The sequence below is a fragment of the Nostoc sp. LEGE 12454 genome, assembly GCF_056620565.1.
The window spans coordinates 184426-200977 of sequence record NZ_JBWQXL010000003.1; the positions used below are offsets into that span (position 1 = coordinate 184426).

The 16552-nt window shown below is 43.4% G+C and carries 6 protein-coding genes; all 6 read right to left on the minus strand.

The annotated features are described in order from the left end of the window. Nucleotides 1-253: 253 nt before the first annotated feature. The 6 genes from AC1F2U_RS04925 to AC1F2U_RS04950 all read right to left on the minus strand — a co-directional run bounded on the left by AC1F2U_RS04925 (nucleotide 254) and on the right by AC1F2U_RS04950 (nucleotide 15861). Entirely contained in the window at nucleotides 254-3508 is a 3255-nt protein-coding gene (locus AC1F2U_RS04925; protein ID WP_480260081.1) for a two-partner secretion domain-containing protein, read from the minus strand. A 292-nt stretch (nucleotides 3509-3800) separates the two neighbouring features. Continuing rightward, nucleotides 3801-4397 (minus strand): hypothetical protein, encoded by a 597-nt coding sequence (locus tag AC1F2U_RS04930; RefSeq protein WP_480260082.1) that lies wholly within the window; start codon nucleotides 4395-4397, stop codon nucleotides 3801-3803. 1014 nt (nucleotides 4398-5411) lie between these two features. Next, on the minus strand, nucleotides 5412-6491 hold the full coding sequence (gene pstS, locus AC1F2U_RS04935; protein ID WP_480260083.1) for a phosphate ABC transporter substrate-binding protein PstS: 1080 nt from the start codon (nucleotides 6489-6491) through the stop codon (nucleotides 5412-5414). A gap of 176 nt (nucleotides 6492-6667) precedes the next feature. Beyond that, nucleotides 6668-8065: a cytochrome c biogenesis protein gene (locus AC1F2U_RS04940; protein ID WP_480260084.1), complete on the minus strand. Its 1398-nt coding sequence runs from the start codon at nucleotides 8063-8065 to the stop codon at nucleotides 6668-6670. Nucleotides 8066-8094: 29 nt separating this feature from the next. Next, a complete protein-coding gene (locus tag AC1F2U_RS04945) occupies nucleotides 8095-8835 on the minus strand; it encodes a cytochrome c biogenesis protein CcdA (protein WP_480260085.1) in 741 nt (246 codons plus the stop codon). A 408-nt stretch (nucleotides 8836-9243) separates the two neighbouring features. Beyond that, nucleotides 9244-15861 carry a HAMP domain-containing protein gene (locus AC1F2U_RS04950; RefSeq protein WP_480260086.1) on the minus strand — a complete coding sequence of 2206 codons (6618 nt, stop codon included), beginning with the start codon at nucleotides 15859-15861 and terminating at the stop codon, nucleotides 9244-9246. Nucleotides 15862-16552 lie beyond the last annotated feature (691 nt).

A 16552-nucleotide genomic window follows, 5' to 3' on the forward strand; every position in this document is an offset into this window, starting at 1 on the left:
TAAAGTTAACTAAAGCGATTAGAGTTAAATTTTACAGGTTTCGTACTGTAACCTCCTTTTTCTCCCTTAGCTTCAATTTAAATATTCGTTCTTATTAGTTTTCTTACACTATTTTGTTTACATTTTGTTGATCTGTGACAGTTGGGGTGCGCAATGTGGATTCAAAGCATCCGTTACACATTCTTCGCCACTTATTACTTTTATAACTGTTGGGTTTCATAAGAATTCTTTCCCCTACTTTTGGGATAATGAATCATCGACTACAGGACATAGCAGAGGGAATAGAAGAACTTTGTGCATATTGAGCCACAAGAATAACATCACCTTTACCATCAACAATCCATCCTTGAGCCTCCACAATCTGATTAGTAGATTTAGTAACAGATGTAGATAATTTATCCGTAACTCTCTGTGTTGCTTGTGGGGGCAAATCTACCCAATCAGTAATTACTGCTCGTCCCCGCAGAGGCTCGTTGGGGCTAAGGGGTAATCCACCGCGTCCTGTGGCAATAAAACGACTGGCGGTTTGTCTTGCTCTGGGAGTGCAGCCTTGAGCGATTTGTTGGGATGCATCGACGAGGTTAGAGGGTAGTTGAATTAAGCCACGACTAGGGTCAGTATCAGGTGTGTTGAGATTTATCTCACCATTTAAGGAAGGCTTGCTTTGGGAGATGGCAGTGATGTCACTTGTTGGTAACTGACTAGGATTTAGCTTGTTCGGGTCGGTTGTTTGCAACTGCTGCTCAAGCTCTTGCCGACTGCGCGGCTGTAGCCCAAAGATCCCAGCAGAATTTATAATAACTTTCCCGCCGCTACCCTCAAAGGCGTTGGCAGTGATATCGCTATTTTCGTTGGGGACGGCGACGATAAAGCCTCGGTAATTTGGGAGGTTATTGATAATGATGTTACCGCCATTGCCACCTAATTTGTCTGTACCTGCGTTGGTGGAGATTTGACTGTTGCGACGGAGTAACAGTAAGTCACTGTTGAGGTTGATGTTACCACCGTTACCGGATGCAGATTCGGCGTTGAGTTTACCTTGGTTGTCTAAAGTAATTTTAGGTGAGTTGATTTCGATGTCGCCTGTGGTTCCTGAACCAGTAGAACTGACAAATAAGCCACTGCTAGCGCCGATATTTTCTACCTTATCAGTAAAGTTATTAACTAGGTCATTATAACTAAAGTCACTACCACTAATTATTACTTTATCAGTAGCATTGACAGTTATTTTACCTGCATCTCCTTGCCCAGAAGTACTAGCTGTCAGTGCAGCACCATTGATGATTTCTAAGGAGTTGGTGTACAAATTAATATCGCCGCCTTTTCCTGTTGAGTCTTTGCTGGTAGCAGTCGTCAACAGGCTCCGACCCACAACATCGTTGCGGTTGGAGCCTTCAAGTGAAGTTCCACTCAGTTTTATAGAAGTGGCATTAACAGTCAAGGAACCCGCATTCCCTTTCTTTATACTGGTTGTTGAAACTGATGCTTGTGCCCCATCTTGAATAAATAATTGTCCAGTCTTAATTGTCAAGTTTCCAGCATTTCCTTGACCTGTAGTCCCTGTAATTATACCGCTAGGAAACGGACGCTCCTTTACGACGTTAGAGACTAAGCCTCCAGTAATTCCAATCAGTTCCCTTAAGACATCGGCGGACACCCCTTGCTTTGAGGTGCCTATAAGTTCTACGGATTCGGAGGCGTTGATAGTCAAATCTCCCCCTTTTCCCAAGCTAGAAGTACCCGATGATATGATTCCCCCATTGCTGACAATTAACTTTTTAGTAGTAATAACCATGTCGCCCGATTTTCCAGACCCCTGTGTTCCGCTAGCTAAGACGCTAGAAACATTATTGACTCTGGCGGTGCCTCTTATTTCTACTAACTCCGAAGCATTGACAGTTAATTTTCCTCCTGGCTTCTCTCCAACAGTACCTGTTGTCACCCAGGCCCCATCACGGACAATCAATCTTTCAGTATCAATAGTCAAGTCGCCTCCTTGTCCCAAACCTCTAGTTTCATTACGCAATCCACTGGGAACTCTACCGCCTATGGTGAACAGTCCTAGTCCTGGGGGAGCATCATTAGCTGAGGTGCCACTTAGTTCTATAAAGTCTTTCGCGTTTACGAATAAATTTCCGCCTTGCCCCGTGGTAGTATTTCCTGCCGATACTACTGCCCCATTAGAGACAATTAATCGCCCAGTTTCAATGGTCATATTTCCGGCCTTTCCACTTGCAGTAGGTAGAAAAGAAATTAGTAAATCCCTTAAAAAAAGAGGAACGTTACGAAGATTCCGGGCAAGAAGAGGCTTTACATCAATGGAAGCAGAAAACAAGCCTATAGGAACAGTAAAATTGGGAGAATCACCGAAGAAATTAATCGGAAAAATGTCAATTGTACCATTTGATGAGGAACTGCCAGTTAGTTCTATTGAGTCAGAGGCCTTCACAACCAGATCCCCAGCGCTACCACTAGAAATAGTAGCAGTCGCTACTATTCCATCTTGAATAATCAATTTTCCTGCATCCACGCGTAGGGAACCACCATCTCCTAAACCAAAAACGGCATTGTAGATAGAGCTATCTTTGACTGTCACTGTTTCTTTGGCGCTGAGGGTGATATCTCCAGCTTTCGCGTTATCGGCCCCAGCTAATAGCTTGATGCCAGCACGTAAGCTACTTCCCTCCCAAATATCTATATTCCGGGCATTGACGGCAATACTGCCACCACCACCAGATGCAACATCCACTTCAGCGCCCTTGGTAAGCGATAATGAAGCTCGCAATAGGTCAGGCGGAAAATTTAAGCTTAGATTATTATCATTTATATTTAGCCCAACTATTCCTTCTCCCGCTAAACCTCCTAACTCTACTCGCCCACCAAAAGCCTTCAGGGAACCACCATTCATATTTATATCGCCACCAACTAGCAGCAAACTAAGATTATCTCTGACAGTTAGATTAGCTGAGTTATTTTGAATTGGCGCAGTAGCAATTTGATTGAATAGAAAAGCGGAAGGGTTGATTGTCAACAGTGGAGAAGTAATCGGATTCGTGGCGCTGAAAATCCCTCTATTGCCAAAAGCGATCGCATTTGCTGTAGTCGCAACAAAAGAACCTTTTACAGCCAGCCTCGCACGCGGGCCAAAAATAATCCCATTTGGATTTATCAAAAACAAATTAGCGGTAGTATTAGCATCAATTAACCCATTAATATTAGAAACTGACCCACCTGTAACTCGACTAATGATATTTTGAATATCATTAGTATTATTAAACAAAGCAGTGCCACCAATAGGTACAGAAAACTCCCCAAAACTGTGAAACAAATTACTTCCTGCTTTTGTTCCTCCAGTAATATTGAATATGTTTCCATCCCTTACAACGCTGGAGTTTGTAGGCAAGGTGGCATCCGGGGTAATTTGAGCAAAAACACGCTCTTGTAAGGAAGCAATGAACACACTCCCTAATGCCAACAACCAGTTCCAATCTTTCCAGTTAATAAACATTGAGTAAACTTAACTCCATAAAGCAACAATGCCTAGTGAACTACACAGGGTTAGCACTAAGGATCAATGAGGAACTAACGCTACTAAATGACTCTTGATATGTTACGAATAATCGTGATGCGATGGTTTGTGTCACTCCATACTGAAGGTTGTTATGCCATTAGGCACACGCTGCCCGGTCTTGTTGTGTTAAGCTGGCTTTGCTTCGGTATTGGAAGGAGCGAAGAGCATTCTAATACTCAAAAACTGTTACAGTCTGACAATCTTGTCGCCAAGTAAGTCGTACATTGCATTATAAAAAAACAGAAAACTGTCCAATAGCATTAATTGGAATGTTGAATCTTGTAATGTCAATCAAATCACCCGAAACCGGCATCAAAGAAGTAACCCCTTCCACAATACCAACTAAGTCTCCCGATGATGTAGAGATGTTTAAACTTCCGTTTATTACTTGAGAAGTGTAATTCTGTGGTGCTCCTTCTAGCACAATCATGTCACTGGCTCGCTTAAAGTTCTGGATTAAAGCATAATCTGTATTACCACCACCAACGTAAAATTGTTGAGGTGTGGAGGTTAATGAAGACAAATTGGAATAGCCAAGGACGAATACATCCGTCCCTTGGGTGCCAATTAGGGTATCAATCTGACCGACTCCAGCAACTGTTGCTCCATTTGATAAAACGTCGAAACCAACTCCAGCGATGAGTTTGTTACCTTCACCAAAACCAGTTATGGTGTCATTGGCGTTGGTTCCTAAAAAAAAGCCAAAGCGATTCTTCTCAAATTGTCCAAACTGATCGTAGTGTTGTAGTCCTGAGGTAAAAGAGCCAGCATTAACAGCCGCCGCTACCTCAGGGTATGCTAGCAAGTAAGCTTGCTCGCTGAACATAGCAATAGCCTCCAGATAATAATAGGAATATCAATGAAAAAAGTGCTATTTGAGCAGGGTCTGGCAGTGACTTCCATTAATTTAGAAGCTTATAAGTATTGGAAAAAGCGCTATCTGGTGTTAATTGAGCAAGCGCACAATTCCTAGCCAAAGCACTCTAAGGAGCAAAATGCAAACCACCGGACATTGCACCCTCCACCAATAACAGCACTAAACTTCAGTTAACTAGAAATGAAGTTATTAGCTGTTTACTATTTCATAATAAAACTGTAATGATTATTGGCTTGCTAAAAAGTTTTTTATTCTTTACAAAGTTTATAAAGAAACGCAATCGGGAGCAACGCGATTTTGTGAGGTCAGATCAAAAACAAGCGATCGCTAAAAATTATATTTAAGTATAAAGTAATTTTAATTGCAAATAAAATACTGTTTTATATGAGAATTCAACTTGATGAGATATCTCATTAAAATTGCTAATCAATCATTTGACGATTATTTTAAAAGGATATCTGCAACCAATATTTAATACCAAGTATTAAATGTAACGTATATTTCCAGGGGTCTGGAATTAAGAGTATAAAATTTATCAAGCAGTTAGAAGCTTGATGAACGAATTAAAGATAGAATCACAAAAATTATTTCAGTTTCCAGCTATCCATTGGCAGGAAAAATGTAGCATAATTTCAGCGTATTCGCTCAATAAATTGGGGTAGCAAAGAAAAATAAAAAGGTTTGCGAGGTACACGCAGCATCATAAAATATGACACAAAAGCAATCGTTTGACTCCTCAGTATTTGAGTTGCTGTAAACCATTAGACATCTTTGGCAATGAGATATTGACCCTGACAGCACAAGGCTTTGATATTCTTTTTCGGAGATGTCTATTAGCAGGTAAGAGTAGGTGATTCTTCTCTTAGCTTCTGCTAATTAGGGAGCTGTATTAAATCAGACTTCCTTTTTTCCTTTGAGTTCAACCATTTAGTCTATGTTGCATCCCAAGGAGAACTGCTATATTTATTCTGCAATCTGCTTAACAGCAGATTGCACTTGAAGCACAACTTTTTTTGATAAAGGAATATATCCAAGTTCCAAACTGGATTTTTGCCCGTCAATCACAGCCCAATTCACAAAGTTTTTCAGTGCTTGAGCTTTGACTCGGTTGGGATATTGGTGATAAGTTAAAAGCCAGCTGTAAGTGACAATGGGATAAGACTGGGCACCTGTAGGATCGGTGATAAAAGCAATCAAGTTATCACCTGGTAATTTCACTGCTTCTAAAGTTTGTGCTACGGATTCTGGTGTCGGCGTAATATAATTGCCAGATTTATTTTCTAAAGCAGCCACAGGAAGTTTATTTTGTTTGGCATAAATGTATTCTACATAGCCAATAGCTCCTGGTATCTGTTGAATCAGGGCGGTAACACCTTCGTTACCCTTTCCACCAACTCCTACTCGCCATGCTACAGATTTACCAGCCCCAATTTTGCTTTTCCATTCTGGACTGATGGCGCTTAGGTGTTGCGTGAACACGCTTGTAGTTCCACTACCATCAGTTCGGTGTACAACTTGAATTGGTAAATCGGGCAAATTTACACCTGAATTAGCTGCGGCTATTCTAGGATGATTCCAATTCTTAATTTTTCCGAGAAAGATATCTACGTAAACTTGGCGTGGTAGCCTGAGAGCAGTTGGTACATTCACTTGAGGCGATTGCCGTGCAACTGGTGTGAGGTTATAAGCTAGCACAATAGAACCAGCAGTTATTGGCAAAGCAATGACTCCCCGTTTTATCTTGGCTGCTTGTTCACTTGTAATTCCCACATCACTAGCTGCAAAATCTACAGTACCGTCGATGAGCTGTTGCACTCCAGCACTGCTTCCTATAGCTTGATAGTTAATTTCTATATTAGGATTTTGCTGGTTGTAATCTGAAAGCCAACGCTCGTACAAAGGTGCGGGAAAACTTGCCCCAGTACCAATAAGAGAAATACGCTTTATGTTTTTTTGCTCGGCAGCGCAAGAAGCAATACTCAACAAGATAGCGATTAAAGGTAGAAGGCAAACCCGTCCCTGAGATTGAAGTTGAGCAGACATAGAAATCTTTTGTTCCAATGTTTAATAAATACCTCTAGTAATTTTCCAATTTGTAGGCGTGTGGACGTAATTAATTGTAAATAACTTTGAAACGCAAAGGGACGCAGAGGTTAACGCAAAGGTACGCAAAGTAATCTTCTGCGTACCTCTGCGATTTCCTTTGCGCCCTTCTGTGTTTAAACTTCAATCGCCGCCTCTTTCTCCTCACCTTTTGGCTGTGAACTCAGCCGATCTAAAATCTCCAAAACTTCTTGTTCAAAAGCAACTTGGGCGCGATTAGTTTTGCCACCTACATACAAGCGATCGCCTTTTTGCAATGCCCATATTTGCGAGTGTGAGAAGTAACTCATCACTACGCCCAGCATGAGCAAGCCAAACCCTGTGTAAACAATTGGTATGCCTGGATCGGCTTTAATTTGTAAGCCTGTGCTACCAATGACATCTAGAATTTTCAGCTTCACGCCATTAACTTCGGTGAACATCCCCGCGCGCACTGTATCAACAAGTTTGCCAGTGGCATCATAAATCAATACCATCCCTTGCAAGTCTTTGGCTAACAGGGAGACACCCTCACTCAAATCCGGTTTAGTCGGAACCCAGGTTCCCCAAATGCGCCCGTTACCGTTGGTGTTCAATTGCGCCATTGGTAGCTGAAAAATCGGGCTGTTGTTAAATTGGACGCGAACACCTGCAATTCCCCAATCAGTTTGATAGAAAGTTATGCCATGATAGCGCAGAGGCTCGTTGACAAAAATCTTTTTGTGGTCAACTTCCTTGCCCTGATTATTCAAGACAGACATATCTGAATAAAATTGATTGATGCCACCAGATGGAGTGTAATCAATCCAAAAACGATTGACGCGCACAGACCAATCTTTCGAGATTTTTGCTGCTAACGGGCCAGCATCGACAATATTTGTCACTTGAAATGTATCGCCACTGGCAACCATTTCCTGAGCCAGAAACCCAGTCATTGCCCCCCAAATTCCCCCTAGCAAAATACCGACGATGCCAATATGAACGATAATTGGGCCGATGCGTCCAACTATTCCTTTGCGGGCGTAAAGGAGATTTTCTTTTTCTCGATTTGGAAAAATTTTATAGCGGTGTTTTTGTAATATTTCGCTGAGGGAATTTAGGGAACCAGTATCTAGTTCTGCACTTAAAGCTAATTTTTGAAATTGTCGTGGTTCGTCGTAATATTTCCAGCGCTGGGCAGCTTTTAAGGCTGGTAACTGACGAGTAAAAGAACAAGCAGTTAAGCTAGTGCCAAATAAAATGAGTAATGCTAGAAACCACCAGGTACGATATACGTGGTCTAATCCAACTACTTGAATTACCTTCCAAGTTAAGAAACCAAATAAAGCTGGATGTTCTGGGTAGTTGGCTTGGTAAAATGCGGGTGACTGACCTTGCTCGATTACAGTACCAGTGGAGCTAAAGATGGCAATCAATAGCAGTAGTGCGATCGCTAATCGTAAGTTGGTCAGTACGGGCAAAAGCTCTTGACGTAAGAACTGCCCAGGTATCGCCCACCATTTTAATTCTTTGGACGCTGAATCTTCTAAAGTCATTAGGTGTAAAAGCTAACAATGTATTGATATTAAAAACTGCCAAGGGGAATCCGAGAAATTAAGGAAAATACACCGAATCCTACCAACAGCGCCCCACTAACTGGGTTAATCCAGCCAGACCAGCGACGCAATTCCAGTAATTTTTTAATTGAAGCTGTAAAAGTACCTGCCAAAATCAACGGTGCTACATAACCGGCTGTATAAGAAAGTAGCAAAACAGCACCTAAAATTAAGTCTTGTGTATTGGCAATCCAACCCAGCAAACTCGCTAAAACAGGCGTGCTACAAGGGGATGCGACCAAGCCGAAAGTCAGTCCCAGCAAATAAGAACGCAATCCTGCTGGCAAATCTGGCGAAATCCAATTCGTTTCATTCAAAGATGGAAATTGCAGAGGCAGTGCTTCTAATAAGTTCAGTCCCATGAGAATGGCGATAATGCTGACGATAATCGGCAAACCAATTCCCACTTGACCATAGACTTTTCCGACAAAACCTGCTATGATGCCCATCCCTGCTAGTGTAGTTGCTAAACCTAAAGCAAACCAAGTTGATTGAGCAGCTGCTTGCAAGCGGCTTTTGGCTTCATAACCGCCGATGTAACCAATGGTAATTGGCAGCATAGAAAGCATACAGGGCGTGAGACTAGTGAGCAAGCCAGCGGCAAAGATGATAGCAATACTCACCACGCTAAGGTGTGTCAGCTGATTAGAGACGAGGCTGTTGGCAAATTGTTCTAGTTGGTAAATTTGGGTTTGCAGGTTATCAAACATGGGGAGTTTTTGAGCGGGAAATGCTTACTCTGCTTGAATTTTAGCTTACTTTTGGTTTTTGAGTCAGCATAACTAAATTATCCGAACCTGATATCATCTAAATTTCATCTGCCCAAGGTAATGTATGTGAACTACCCACACTGATACCATTTGCAGCTATTTTCAAGTAAATAGATCGCGCGGTAGGAGCGTAAGGCTTTGCGCCCCTACGACAGCTGTGGTTCCAATACCAATACGCTTGGCTTTGTGAAAAATTGTAGGTTGGGTTAAGCAAAGCGCAACCCAACAAAGCCCAGGAAATGTTGGGTTTCCTTCCTCAACCCAACCTACACAGTTTAAGATTTTTGGCGCTAACCCAAGCGTATTAGTTCCAATACATGAAAACTGCTGTAATTACGAATTATTCCGTTAACGATATAGCCAAACACGCAACAGAGACAGCAATTGCTCAGTATCTACGGGTTTGGTGATGTAGTCTGATGCACCAGCTTCAATACACTTCTCGCGATCGCCTTGCATAGCTTTAGCAGTCAGCGCAATAATTGGCAAAGATTTAAATCGCTCGTTTTGGCGGATCGTGCGTGTTGTTTCGTAGCCATCCATTTCTGGCATCATGACATCCATCAACACCACATCAATATCTGGTGTATTTTCTAACAGGGTAATCCCCTCTCTACCATTTTCAGCATATAAAACCTCTATTTGATAACGCTCCAGCATACTGGTAAGGGCGAAGATATTCCGCATATCGTCGTCTACAATTAGCGCTTTTTTGCCAGTAAGTAAGTAGTCTATGGAATGCAGCTGTTCGAGTATTTGTCGCTTCGGTTCAGGTAAATTTGCTTGGACTCGGTGTAAAAATAATGCTGTTTCATCAAGGAGACGTTCGGGCGATCGCACATCTTTAATAATGATTGTTTCGGCAATCCGTCTGAGTTCTGTTTCTTGAGCTTTGCTAATTTCTCTACCTGTATAGACAATAATTGGTAAAGTTTTACCGTTAGGTAAAAGCTTGATCTGCTCAATTAGCTCAAACCCGGTCATGTCGGGTAGCCCTAAATCGAGGACAAGGCAATCAAAATGCTGGGTGCGAATAGCTTCTAGAGCAGTTGCACCGTCAGCCACAGCAGTGGTCGAAACATCGCTATTACCAATTAACTCAACAATACTTAGCCGTTGAGTGTCGTCGTCTTCTACTACTAATAAATTTTTGACTTGGCGCTCAACAAAACCTTTAATTTTGGTTAACGCCTCGGATATTGTCTCGCTGGTTAAGGGCTTTTGCAGATATGCGATCGCACCTAGTTGTAAACCGCGCTGTTTTCCTTCCTCAACGGTCATAATATGTACGGGGATGTGACGGGTATTTGGGTCATGTTTCAGACGATCCAATACCGTCCAACCATCCATTTCTGGCAACCGGATATCTAACAAAATGGCTGAAGGTAGGAATTGCTGCGCTAACATCAAACCCGTACTACCCGTTTGGGCAGCTATCACCTTGAATCCTTGTTGTTGCGCCATATCTAAAAGGATACGCGCAAAATTAACGTCATCTTCGACAATTAGTAACACGCGATCGCCTCTTTCAATAGTAGTGCGATCGTCATTTATGAGTGGGGAGTGCTGAGTGGGGAGTGAGGAGTAGGGAGTGGGTTGTGGCGATATCAACTCAGGATTCAACGCTCGTGACGGGCTAAACGCCCCGCTATCGCTAACAGCACTTAATTGTGGTAGATAGAATGTAAAGGTGCTACCTTCACCGGGTTGACTCATTAGTTTAATTTCGCCGCCGAAGAGACGGGCGATTTCGCGGCTAATTGATAAGCCCAATCCTGTGCCGCCATATCTCCGACTGGTAGAGCCATCGGCTTGCTGGAATGCTTCAAAAATCACTTTCTGTTTTTCGAGGGCAATGCCAATGCCTGTATCGCTGACTGAGAAAGCAATCACAAGCTGGGCACGATTTAAGGTTTCGTTGTCGTTGCTCCACCCTAGCTTGGCTACCGCAATTCGTAAGCGTACCTCCCCATGCTCTGTAAATTTAAAAGCGTTGGAGAGGAGATTTTTCAATACCTGTTGTATACGTTTGACATCTGTATAAATGCTGTTTGGTAATTCGGGAGTAAATTCAATTGCGAAACCAAGTCCTTTGCTCTGAGCGATTTGCCGGAAGGTGCGCTCAATCTGTTCGCCCAAGTCTGTCAATGGCATTTGAGTCATGTCAATGGACATGGTTCCAGATTCAATTTTAGCGAGATCCAGAATGTCATTGATTAACGCTAACAAGTCAGTACCGGCTGAGTAAATAGTTTGGCTGTATTCGACTTGCTTGGCGGTGAGGTTGCGATCGATATTATCTGTTAACAATTTCGCCAAAATTAACAAGCTATTTAGCGGTGTCCGCAGTTCATGGGACATATTGGCGAGAAATTCTGATTTGTATTTTGAGGAAAGGGCGAGTTGTTCGGCTTTATCTTCTAAAGACAGTCTTGCTTGTTCAATTTCCCGATTTTTGCGCTCGACTTCTTTCTTCTGCATCGCCAACAACTCTGCTTTTTCTTCTAATTCGGCGTTGGTTTGTTGCAGTTCCTCTTGCTGTCCTTTGAGTAAATCTTCAGAGGTTTTGAGTGATTGGGCTTGTTGTTCTAGGCGTTTGTTGGTTTCGCGGAGTTCGCTTTGCTGGGTTTGGAGTTCTTCAGCTAAAGATTGCGATTGCTTGAGTAATTCTTCAGTTCGCATCGATGCTGCGATCGTGTTGAGGACGATCGCGATACTTTCGGTAAGCTGGTCGAAGAATGTTAGATGAATTTCGCTAAAGCGGCGGAAGGATGCTAATTCAATCACTGCTGTCACTTGTCCTTCAAAGAGTACAGGTAACACCACGGCATTCAGGGGCGTGGCTTCTCCTAAACCAGAGGAAATTTTGACATAATCGTTGGGTACTTCCGTCAGCAGAATTCGCTCTTTTTCTAAAGCGCATTGTCCCACCAAACCTTCACCCAAGTGGAAGCGGTTAGCTAGATGTCTGCGTTCGCGGTAAGCGTAGCTACTGATTAGTTTCAAATATGGTGTATGTTCAACAGACTCCATCAAAAAGAATACGCCGTGTTGCGCTCCTACCAAGGGTGCGAGTTCTGAGAGAATTAGTTTAGATACGGTTTCCAAGTCTCGCTGACCTTGCAGCATTCGGGTAAACTTGGCTAGGTTAGTTTTCAACCAATCTTGTTCGGTGTTTTTCTGCGTTGTCTCGCGCAGATTAGCAATCATCTGGTTGATGTTGTCTTTGAGGATGGCAACTTCGCCTAGTGCTTCGACGGCAATTGAACGAGTTAAATCACCTTTAGTTACAGCTGTAGCAACTTCAGCGATCGCTCGCAACTGAGTTGTCAGTGTAGCAGCAAGTTCGTTCACATTATCCGTCAAATCTTTCCAAGTTCCAGCCGCACCAGGTACTCTAGCTTGTCCGCCTAACTTCCCTTCAATTCCCACTTCCCGCGCTACTGTAGTTACCTGATTGGCAAATGTCGCTAGAGTATCAATCATCTCGTTGATTGTCTCTGCCAAGGTTTCAATTTCTCCCTTAGCATCTAACATCAGTTTCCGTTTCAAGTCACCGTTAGCAACCGCCGTTACAACTCTGGCAATACCGCGCACTTGTGCCGTTAAGTTACCCGCCATCGAGTTAACGTTGTCTGTTAAATCTTTCCAAGTCCCTGCAACACCTTGGACTTGCGCTTGTCCACCCAACTTACCTTCAGTTCCCACTTCTCGCGCCACCCGTGTTACTTCACTTGCAAAGGAACTGAGTTGATCCACCATTGTGTTGGTGGTGTTCTTCAAGTCTAAAATTTCGCCTTTGGCATCGACGGTAATTTTTTTAGATAAGTCGCCATTCGCTACCGCTTTGGTAACTTCCGCGATGTTGCGAACTTGTCCAGTGAGGTTCCCCGCCATCGAGTTCACGTTGTCTGTTAAATCTTTCCAAGTACCTGCAACTCCTCTGACGTAAGCTTGCACGCCCAATTTACCTTCCGTTCCCACCTCACGGGCAACCCTGGTAACTTCTGATGCAAAAGAATTTAGTTGATCCACCATTGTATTAATGGTGTTTTTGAGTTCCTGAATTTCACCTTTCACATCGACAGTGATTTTCTTGGATAAGTCGCCGTTAGCTACCGCCGTGGTAACTTCGGCAATGTTCCGCACCTGTGCCGTCAAGCTTCCCGCCATGAAGTTTACACTTTCGGTGAGATCCTTCCAAGTCCCGGCTACTCCCTTAACTTCTGCTTGTACGCCCAATTTACCTTCAGTTCCCACCTCCCGCGCCACCCGCGTTACTTCACTTGCAAAGGAGTTGAGTTGATCCACCATCGTATTGATAGTGTTCTTGAGTTCCAATATTTCGCCTTTGACATCAACGGAAATTTTCTTAGATAAGTCACCATTTGCCACCGCCGTTGTGACTGTAGCAATGTTTCGCACCTGTGCCGTTAAGCTTCCCGCCATGAAGTTCACACTGTCGGTTAAATCTTTCCAAGTTCCAGCTACGCCGCGCACATCTGCTTGTACGCCTAGCTTACCCTCGCTTCCCACCTCACGGGCAACTCGCGTCACTTCACTTGCAAAGGAGTTGAGTTGATCCACCATTATATTGATGGTATTTTTCAACTCCAGAATTTCGCCTTTGACGGCAACAGTAATTTTCTTAGATAAATCACCATTGGCGATCGCAGTTGTCACTTCGGCAATGTTCCGCACCTGTGCCGTCAAGCTTCCCGCCATGAAGTTCACGCTGTCAGTTAAATCTTTCCAAGTACCAGCAACGTCTTTCACTTCCGCTTGTACACCCAATTTACCTTCAGTTCCCACCTCACGCGCAACTCGCGTCACTTCCGATGCAAAGGAACTGAGTTGATCCACCATTGTATTAATGGTATTTTTCAACTCCAGAATTTCACCTTTAACATCGACGGTGATTTTCTTGGATAAGTCGCCTGTTGCAACCGCCGTAGTTACTTCGGCAATATTCCGCACCTGCGCTGTCAAGCTTCCCGCCATGAAATTCACGCTGTCGGTTAAATCTTTCCAAGTACCAGCCACGCCACGCACTTCTGCTTGCACGCCCAGTTTACCTTCACTTCCTACCTCACGAGCAACCCTTGTTACTTCTGATGCAAAGGAATTAAGTTGATCCACCATTGTATTAATGGTGTTTTTGAGTTCCAGAATTTCACCTTTTACATCAACGGTGATTTTCTTGGATAAGTCGCCTGTTGCAACCGCCGTAGTTACTTCGGCAATATTCCGCACCTGTGCCGTTAAACTTCCTGCCATGAAGTTTACGCTGTCAGTTAAATCTTTCCAAGTGCCAGCCACGCCGCGCACATCGGCTTGCACACCCAGTTTACCTTCACTGCCAACTTCACGAGCAACCCTTGTTACTTCACTTGCAAAGGAACTGAGTTGATCCACCATTATATTGATGGTATTCTTGAGTTCAAAAATTTCACCTCTGACATCGACGGTGATTTTTTTAGATAGATCGCCATTTGCGATCGCAGTGGCAACTTCGGCAATATTTCGCACCTGTCCGGTGAGATTACCCGCCATTAAGTTAACGTTATCAGTTAAATCTTTCCAAGTCCCCGCCACTCCCCGCACTTCTGCTTGCACGCCTAACTTCCCTTCAGTTCCCACTTCACGGGCAACTCTTGTCACTTCTGATGCAAAGGAATTAAGCTGATCCACCATTGTATTGATGGTATTTTTCAACTCCAGAATTTCGCCTTTCACATCGACGGTGATTTTCTTAGATAAGTCGCCATTGGCTACCGCAGTTGTAACTTCGGCAATGTTCCGCACCTGTGCCGTCAAGCTTCCCGCCATAAAATTCACGCTGTCGGTAAGGTCTTTCCACGTACCCGCTACCCCGCGCACTTCTGCTTGACCGCCTAATTTTCCTTCTGCACCCACTTCACGCGCAACTCTTGTTACTTCTGATGCAAAGGAATTAAGTTGATCCACCATGATGTTGACGGTGTTTTTCAACTCTAAAATTTCGCCTTTGACATCAACAGTGATTTTCTTGGATAAGTCGCCATTCGCTACCGCCGTTGTTACTTCTGCAATGTTACGCACTTGGGCAGTCAAATTTCCAGCCATCAAGTTAACGTTATCAGTCAAATCCTTCCAAGTACCTGCAACTCCTTTAACTTCTGCTTGTACGCCCAACTTCCCTTCAGTTCCCACCTCACGCGCAACCCGCGTTACTTCACTTGCAAAGGAATTAAGTTGATCCACCATCGTGTTAACGGTGTTTTTTAGTTCTAGAATTTCGCCTTTGACATTGACAGTGATTTTTTTGGATAAGTCACCATTTGCGATCGCAGTTGCAACTTCGGCAATGTTGCGAACTTGTCCGGTGAGATTACCCGCCATCAAGTTAACGTTATCAGTCAAATCTTTCCAAGTGCCAGCCACACCTTGCACTTCGGCTTGAACGCCCAACTTCCCTTCGGTTCCCACCTCACGCGCCACCCGCGTTACTTCCGATGCAAAGGAACCAAGCCGATCTACCATCGTGTTAACGATATTAGCAGTTTGGAGAAACTCGCCTTGCAGAGGTCTGCCATCAATTTCTGTAGCGATCGTTTGCGATAAGTCACCATTGGCGACTGACCGAATTACCCGAGTAGTTTCAGCTGTTGGCTGAACTAAATCTGTAATTAGAGTATTGACAGAAGTAACACAATCTGACCAAGAACCTCGAACATCTCCGAGAGAGGCGCGATCGGCAATTTTGCCTTCTTTGCCGACAACATTACCAATGCGTTGTAGTTCGGCCGCCATCCGCTCATTTTTATCAATAATATCATTGAGCGTATCAGCTATTTTCCCCGCCACACCAGTATGGTCTATGGGCATCCGAGCAGAGAAATCACCTTGTTTAACAGCATTCAGCGTTCTTAGTAGCTGATTTAAATCTAGATTATCACTGTCTCTAGTTAACTGTTCGGTTGCCATAGCCGTATCCTTAATCTTAATCCTTAAAGAAATTTTTGTATTTTTTGCACCCCGTACTTACTTAAAGTACTTTTAGCCAATGCGTATCACAATAGAAAGTAGGGAATAGAAAGTGGATCAAACTAATTTTTATGGGTGCGAGTGTAAGCAGTTGATAAAGACTGCTAACTAAATGGTATTGCCGTCAATGTATCTGGCATACCACTTAGCTAATGATAGCTAGTTGGGCTTTGTTATGCAGCATCAATTATCGGCGATGCCTAACTTGGGCGAGTAAGCGATCGCACAGAAGAACATAAGATGACAATTAACATTACGTTTTATGATTTTTGGAATTTGAGGAAAGCAGCAAATCAATAAATTCTAACTGATAACTGAGGTTTGCTAAAGTCAGAAATATTCGGCAACTCCAAGGATTGGCAAATGGTTAGAGAGTACTCACCCCAAAGACATCTGCCTCCGCTTGAAAGTGGCGATCGCCTAACTCTCAATAAGGTTCGCATAAGGTTTTTTGATCGTATGCCCTAGATCGCAAAGACGCGATAAATCGCCGTCTTTACAAAAATCAGTCCTTTGTAGAGACGGCGATTTATCGCGTCTCTTGTCTTAACCGAAACGTATTGAGACGCAAACAGACAAACCCGTTTGAGTAGTGACGGTTACATTGAAGGATCTCCCGAATTGATTGTTG

What these genes read in the sequence shown, in the direction of transcription:
- AC1F2U_RS04925 (WP_480260081.1), bottom strand. Translation starts at nt 3,508, where the DNA reads ATGTTTATTAACTGGAAAGATTGGAACTGGTTGTTGGCATTAGGGAGT.
- AC1F2U_RS04930 (WP_480260082.1), bottom strand. Translation starts at nt 4,397, where the DNA reads ATGTTCAGCGAGCAAGCTTACTTGCTAGCATACCCTGAGGTAGCGGCG.
- pstS (WP_480260083.1), bottom strand. Translation starts at nt 6,491, where the DNA reads ATGTCTGCTCAACTTCAATCTCAGGGACGGGTTTGCCTTCTACCTTTA.
- AC1F2U_RS04940 (WP_480260084.1), bottom strand. Translation starts at nt 8,065, where the DNA reads ATGACTTTAGAAGATTCAGCGTCCAAAGAATTAAAATGGTGGGCGATA.
- AC1F2U_RS04945 (WP_480260085.1), bottom strand. Translation starts at nt 8,835, where the DNA reads ATGTTTGATAACCTGCAAACCCAAATTTACCAACTAGAACAATTTGCC.
- AC1F2U_RS04950 (WP_480260086.1), bottom strand. Translation starts at nt 15,861, where the DNA reads ATGGCAACCGAACAGTTAACTAGAGACAGTGATAATCTAGATTTAAAT.